A 7,430-nucleotide genomic window follows, 5' to 3' on the forward strand; every position below is an offset into this window, starting at 1 on the left:
GGTTTACATAAATTTGTTTGATTATTTTCGTATGTCTTCAAACAACTTATTTTTATTTGGATTGCCTATGAATTGGTCTTCCTATTTTGTATTTTCAGAGGCATTTAAAGGCACAATTCTTCTGATTTTGATCTTTGTCGTTACCCGGCAGCCTGTTTTTGTCGGCAATCATTATTCACTGTTCTGCTCAATGTTTTGTTTGCATCCCCCAAAAAAAAAAAGCAGGTTCGCCGTTTCTCAATACGCCTCATGTGGCAACAATTAATGTACGAAAGCAGGTTCGTGGGAAAGTTTTACCGATCGGCATATTTTTAACTTCTTCATGAGCAGGTGCTTAATTTTTTATTTGCTGTTTTTTAGTCTGTGGATTACCTGGCAAAGACTTGTATTTAATTGTCCACAGTTGAGGTGTGGATTCTACAATTTCCTGCTAAAGCAAAGAGGATTTAAATTGAAACGATTTCCTGGATTTCTGAGAAGATCACTGCCCTAATCTGATGAGTGGAAAGCAGGACTTTCGGGTCTTAAAAGATATTTTTACATTTGCGGCTTCCGATTACTTATTCGTAATTAAAATTAATGAAAAAGTTAAAAGTTAACCACAAATGGGCTAAGAAGCTTATTTTCAAACAATGGGGTGGTCAAAAGTATTCGTTGTTTCAGGCACTTAACAGAGAGGTTCGAATCGCCGTTTTAGCGGTGGCTTATTTTCTGGTTGCCGGCACAAACGAAGCTGTTGCCCAGCCCGAACGTTCGGAAGTAAGGATGGAGTTTGACCTTGATGAGATTGAGGTTAGTGCCCAGCGAGCACCTGTGACCTATTCGCAGGTGGCACGGATTGTATCCGTGATTGAGAAAGATCAAATTGATGCGGCTCCGGTCAATAGTCTTCAAGACCTTCTGGAGTATGCATTGAGTGTCGATATCCGCCAGCGGGGAACACATGGAGTCCAGGCCGATATTTCCGTTCGGGGCGGCTCCTTCGATCAGACACTCATTCTTTTAAATGGGATTAATCTTTCCGACCCACAAACCGGCCATCACAACCTCAATTTGCCGGTAAGTTTAAAAACTATCAAACGAATCGAAATTCTGGAAGGCCCGGCGGCCCGCGTGTATGGGCCCAATGCTTTTTCGGGGGCAATCAATATTGTTACCGAACCTTTAGGCGGCGATCAGTTTGAAATTGATTTAAACTATGGCGACCACAATCTTCAAGATATCCATGTGGCGGCCAACAAGCAGCTTGGGAAACTGCAAAATTTTCTTGCTTTCAATCAAAAATCGTCCGACGGATATATTGATAACACCGATTTTGATGGCTATAATATCTTCTATCACGGGTTGCTCAATGCCGAAGCTGGTCAATTTGATTTACAAGCGGGGTTTTCAAGCAAAGCTTTTGGGGCAAACAGCTTTTATACGCCCGCGTATCCCAACCAATTTGAAGAAACGAAAACCACTTTTGCATCGCTGAAGTTAGAAACCGGACAGAAAATTCGTTTTACTCCGGCGCTTTATTGGCGGCGGCATCAAGACCGTTTTGAGTTGTTTCGTTCTGATCCGGCTTCGTGGTATGGCGGTCATAATTACCACATGACCGATGTGCTGGGAAGTTCGATTAATAGTTGGTTTTCGACCAATTTGGGAAAGACAGCTTTTGGAGCCGAATTTCGTTCCGAAAACATTTGGAGCAACGTTTTAGGCGAAGAAATGGATGAGCCAATTGATGTGCCGGGTGAAACAGATCAGCAGTTTACCAAATCGCATTCGCGGACAATTGTTTCGTATTTTGCCGAGCATACCTTCTATCTTGGCCGGTTGACGGCATCGGGCGGGGCTATGGCCAATTGGATTTCCGACCTGAATTTTGAATGGAATATTTTTCCCGGGCTGGATTTGAGTTACCAGCTAACCGATAACTGGAAGGCCTACGGTTCGTTTAACAAGTCCTTGCGCATGCCCACATTTACTGATTTATACTACAACGGCCCAACGAACCAGGGAAATCCTGATTTGAAGCCGGAAAAATCAACAACGGTAGAAGGAGGTTTCAAAGTAGACAATCGTTTCCTGCATATCCAGACAGGCTATTATCACCGGGTAGGAGAGGACCTGATTGACTGGGTTCGCGAAAGTGACGAATTTTTGTGGGAAACACGAAATCTGACGAAAATAAAAAGTGATGGTTTTGAGTTTGTTGCGGCGGTAGACATTCCGACCCTGCTGGGTCATCGGTTTTTCATCCGGAAAATCAACACCAATTATTCATACAACAATTTGAATAAAACCCAAAGCGACTATTTGTCGAATTACGCTTTGGATAACCTAAAACACAAGTTTGTTTTTTCGGTTGATCACCAGGTTTGGAGAAAGCTTCAGGCGTCCTGGCATTTTCGATTTCAGGATCGGAACGGGACCTATGCCGAGTTTGAGGACACCCAATATGTTGGTGAAGCCAATTATGAGGCGTTTTGGTTGACCGATTTGAAGGTTTTCTGGAAAACAGATAAACTTCAGGTTTCTGGTTCCGTATCCAACCTGTTTGATCGGCGGTATGTTGATTTAGGGAACATTCAGCAACCTGGCCGTTGGATTAGTTTTGGAATAAATTACCAAATAGCGATGAAATAAGTATCAAATCAGAATAAGTAATCAGGAAAATGAAAGGGCACTCAACGCGAGTGCCCTTTGCTTTTGGGTTATGCCAAAGTGGCTACCATAACTGCTTTGATCGTGTGCATCCGGTTTTCGGCCTGATCAAAAACAATGGAGGCTTCACTTTCAAACACTTCCTCCTTCACTTCCATCGATTCAATTTTAAATTTATTGTAGATGTCTTTTCCAAGTTTGGTTTCGCAGTTATGAAATGCGGGCAAGCAATGCATAAATTTGACCGATCGGTTACCCGTCTGCTGCATGACTGCCGCATTCACCTGGTATGGCATAAGCAGTTTGATGCGTTCTTCCCAGACTTCATCGGGTTCGCCCATCGACACCCAGACATCGGTGTATAGAAAATCACAATCCTTAACGGCAACGGCAACATCCTCCGTAATGGTAATCTTAGCACCCGTTTGTTGCGCAATCGTTCGGGCCGTTTCAACCAATTCGTCAGCTGGTTGGCAACTTTTTGGAGCAGCAGCTCTGAAATCCAGGCCCATTTTAGCCGCTCCAATCATTAGCGAGTTGCCCATGTTGTTTCGCGCATCGCCCAAGTAGCAAAATTTGATCTCATTCAGTGGTTTGTCCGAGTGCTCTTTCATGGTTAAAAAGTCGGCCAGAATTTGGGTCGGATGAAATTCGTTGGTCAAACCATTCCATACCGGAACACCGGCATATTGCCCAAGCTCTTCAACGATTTCCTGGCCGAAGCCACGATATTCAATTCCATCGTACATGCGGCCCAAAACCCGCGCGGTATCTTTCATCGATTCTTTGTATCCGATTTGCGATCCGCTTGGTCCGAGATAAGTGACATGTGCTCCCTGGTCGAAGGCAGCCACTTCAAAAGCGCAACGGGTGCGGGTCGATGTCTTTTCAAAGATCAAAGCAATGTTTTTGCCTTTCAGTAATTGCTCTTCGGATTTGGCGTATTTGGCGGCTTTTAATTTTTCGGAAAGCAACAATAAGTCGGAAATTTCGTCCGGCGTAAAATCTAACAGTTTCAGGAAATTTCGATTTTTCAAATTGGGTATCATTGTGCAAGTTTTTGGTTGTCGTAATACATGGTGATTTTCGATCCGTAGCTTTTGTCTTCCAGTTTGGTGGCTTCCGTAATCACACTTTTTTGGCCGCCATTTTCAATGAAATTCAGGCACGCCCTTATTTTTGGAGCCATGCTTCCTTCTCCGAAAGTTCCGGCCTTCAAGTACTCCAGGGTGTCTGCATAGTCCAGGAATTCCAGTTTTTCCTGGCTCGGAAGACCAAAATCCTTATATATAAATGGTACATCGGTTAAAATATAGAACTCATCCGCGTGAATGGTTGAAGCAAGCAACGCCGATGTCATATCCTTATCAATGACGGCATCAACCGTCCGAACATTTTTTTCATTATCAAGATAAACCGGAATACCTCCTCCACCGGCGGTAATGACAATATTTCCTTCGCGAACCATTTTTCCAATAATCTCCTTGTTGAGGATATCGATGGGCTCGGGCGAAGGAACTACGCGGCGCCAGGCCCCTTGGTGCTTCGGACTCGGCTTGAATTGCCATCCCTTTTGTTTGTTGAGCAGGTTCGCATCCGCTTCGCTGTAGGTTTTCCCAATTCGTTTCGTTGGATTTTGAAAGGCTTCATCCTTATGATCAACCGTCACCATACTCATGACCGAAACAATATTTTTATCAATGCCATGTTTGTTCAAAACATTGCGCATCATGCGTTCAATCATATAGCCAATCCCGCCCTGCGAGTCAGCCACGCATATATCCAGGGGCATGGGCGAAATGTTGTACAGGGTTTCACCGGCATCGTTGCGCATCAAAATATTCCCAACCTGGGGGCCATTTCCGTGCGTAATCACCAGATCGTAACCGTCGGTTAACAGGTGTACAAGGTTTTCGAGCGTGTCAGTGGTGTTGCGCTCCTGTTCTTCAATGGTTCCTGTTTCGGTGTCGCGCAGTAAGGCGTTTCCTCCAAGTGCGATAACAGCTAATTTTTGTTTCATATTCGATTTGTATAAACCAGCCAGATGAGCAAACATAGAAAAATTCGGCATAAAGAAATAGGACTGAAAGCCTTGTTTTCATTTGAATTAAGATGTTGTAAAACAGTAGGTTGGTGCTTTGTTTCAGATTGAAGAAAAGAATTGATTTCTGGTGATGGATTCACATTTTTCCAGTCGCTTATCTTGCTAATTCATAGGTCCGGCGAATTTTTGATTTTTACTTTCCACCTTTTCGGATAAGTACATCGGGGTGCGAACACGATAAAACCATTTTTTTTGATATTTTATGACGGCTTTTGGGCACCATAAGCTGTCTAAATTTCGTTAACTTTGCATGCGAATTTTGAAAAATACCTATGGCTAAGAAGATCCAAAGAAAGCAGAAACAGAAGAAAATTAGTGTATTTAAGCGCGTCCGATCTTTTTTCACAGGAGAAAAATTCAAGTACACCGTTGGCTTAATTCTATTCATATTTGGGCTTTATTTATTAATTGCCTTCATTTCCTTTTTATTTTCGGGGCATGCCGATCACAGTAAGATGGATTTATCTTTTCGTGAGTTTCTCACCGACCCCGCAGTAAAAGGCCGGAACAAAGCCGGAAAAACTGGTATTTATTTGAGTGAAGCCATTATGAATCGTGGGTTTGGAATTTCCTCCTTTTTGTTGGTTTTTATGCTGTTTGTCACAGCGTTTCAGTTTTTCAACCGTCCCTTGTTTCGTTATTGGCGGACAATTGTTCTGGCATTTGTAAGCATGATTTGGCTTTCGCTGTTTCTGGGCCTGACTCTGGGAGATGTCAATGCGAACGCATTTCTTTATCTGGGAGGTCAGAACGGCTACTTCCTGGCCGAATGGCTCAGTTCGTTGGTTGGCTACGTCGGCACCTTTTTTCTCCTGGTGATCGGTTTGTTCCTGATTTGCCTTTTTACTTTCGACAACTTTATTCCCGTGGTTAAACGTGTGTTCGGAAGACGGGAGTCGGAAATTTCGCACGAGTCTTCAAGTTCCGTTGATCAGCGGCAGGAAGTTGAGCCCGAGGAAAGTATTGTGAAGGTGATTGATGAGAATGATATTTTGGAAACCATTTTTGATCCGGATAGTGAAGCCCTGGAGATGGATGAGTCGATTGACCGGAAGAAAATTCAAGACAACGTAAAAGAGCAGCTTTTGGCGAAACATGAAGCCAATGAGGATGACGATGAAGATCTTGAAATGACGGTTGAAAAAGTGGAGGAGGAAACCGATGAAGATTATGAGCACGAGGCCACGGAAGATTATGACCCAACATTGGATTTATCAAATTACCAGTTTCCGACCATCGACCTTTTGGATGATCATTCGTCGGGTAATGCCGAGGTGAGCAACGATGAATTGATATCGAACAAAAACAAGATTGTCGAAACACTCCGCCACTATAAAATTGAGATCACCAAAATTCGAGCGACAATTGGCCCCACGATTACTTTATATGAAATTGTGCCCGCGCCGGGAATCAGGATTGCCAAGATCAAAAATCTGGAAGATGATATAGCCCTGAGTTTGGCGGCACTGGGTATTCGTATTATTGCGCCCATCCCCGGGCGAGGAACCATTGGGATAGAAGTACCTAACCAAAACCCTGAAATTGTATCGATGCGTTCGATTATTGCTTCGAAAAAATTTCAGGAAAGTACCGCGGATTTGCCGGTTGTGCTGGGAAAAACAATTTCGAACGAAACCTATTTGATAGATTTGGCCAAGATGCCGCACATTTTGGTTGCCGGAGCCACCGGGCAAGGAAAGTCGGTTGGATTGAACGCGATCATTACTTCCTTGCTTTACAAAATGCATCCGGCCCAGTTGAAGTTTGTGTTGATCGATCCGAAAAAGGTGGAGATGAGTTTGTATTCGACCATCGAAAAACACTTTTTGGCAAAATTACCCGATGAGGAAGAGCCCATTATAACCGATATTCAAAAGGTTAAATACACCTTGAATTCGCTTAATAACGAGATGGATAATCGGTATGATCTTCTGAAAAAGGCCCATGCCCGGAATATTAAGGAGTACAACAAAAAATTTACCGGACGCCGGTTGAATCCTGAAAAAGGCCATCGTTACCTGCCTTATGTTGTGGTGGTTATCGACGAATTTGCAGATTTGATTATGACGGCCGGTAAGGAAATTGAATTGCCAATTGCACGGATTGCTCAGCTTGCCCGTGCTGTTGGAATCCATATGATTATTGCCACCCAGCGCCCTTCGGTTAGCATTATTACCGGCGTGATCAAAGCGAACTTCCCGACGCGGATTGCGTTTAAAGTGGCCTCAATGATCGATTCAAGAACCATTTTGGATACGCCCGGAGCCAACCAGCTGATTGGAAAAGGCGATATGTTGATTGCGGCCGGAAGTACAATTTCGCGCCTGCAATGTGCTTTTTTAGATACCCCTGAAGTGGAGCGTGTTTGCGAACATATTGCGAAACAGCAAGGTTATCCAACGGCTTTCTTGTTGCCTGAATATGTTGGCGAGGACGAGGGGAGTGCTCCGGGAGCTGTTGATCTGGCTAACCGCGATGAACTTTTTGATGATGCCGCCCGGGTGGTGGTGGTCAACCAAATGGGATCAACTTCCATGATCCAGCGGAAGTTTTCGATTGGCTATAACCGCGCCGGTCGGATTATGGATCAGCTTGAAGCCGCCGGAGTTGTTGGTCCAAGCGAAGGCAGCAAGGCCCGGCAGGTGCTACTTCAGGATGAATATAGTTTGGAACA

The 7,430-nt window shown here is 44.1% G+C and carries 4 protein-coding genes; 2 read left to right on the plus strand and 2 right to left on the minus strand.

Annotated elements, in window-relative coordinates:
• Positions 1-579: 579 nt before the first annotated feature.
• The gene (locus tag NC99_RS20615) at positions 580-2,634 is read left to right on the plus strand and encodes a TonB-dependent receptor plug domain-containing protein (RefSeq protein WP_053188589.1); all 2,055 of its coding nucleotides are present in this window, start codon (positions 580-582) and stop codon (positions 2,632-2,634) included.
• A gap of 68 nt (positions 2,635-2,702) precedes the next feature.
• On the opposite strand, the gene argF is transcribed toward NC99_RS20615, so the two are convergent.
• Both argF and arcC read right to left on the minus strand, forming a co-directional pair.
• Complete coding sequence (argF, locus tag NC99_RS20620; protein ID WP_053188592.1) at positions 2,703-3,701, minus strand: ornithine carbamoyltransferase; 999 nt, start codon at positions 3,699-3,701, stop codon at positions 2,703-2,705.
• Positions 3,698-4,672, minus strand: coding sequence for a carbamate kinase (gene arcC, locus NC99_RS20625; protein WP_053188598.1), 975 nt, complete (start codon positions 4,670-4,672; stop codon positions 3,698-3,700). The genes argF and arcC overlap by 4 nt, the downstream gene beginning before the upstream one ends.
• Before the next feature lie 356 nt (positions 4,673-5,028).
• Here arcC and NC99_RS20630 point away from each other — a divergent pair.
• The coding region (locus NC99_RS20630; protein ID WP_053188594.1) for an FtsK/SpoIIIE family DNA translocase at positions 5,029-7,430 on the plus strand (2,402 nt) is incomplete at its 3' end.

Source organism: Sunxiuqinia dokdonensis (assembly GCF_001270965.1).
Classification (GTDB): Bacteria; Bacteroidota; Bacteroidia; order Bacteroidales; family Prolixibacteraceae; genus Sunxiuqinia; species Sunxiuqinia dokdonensis.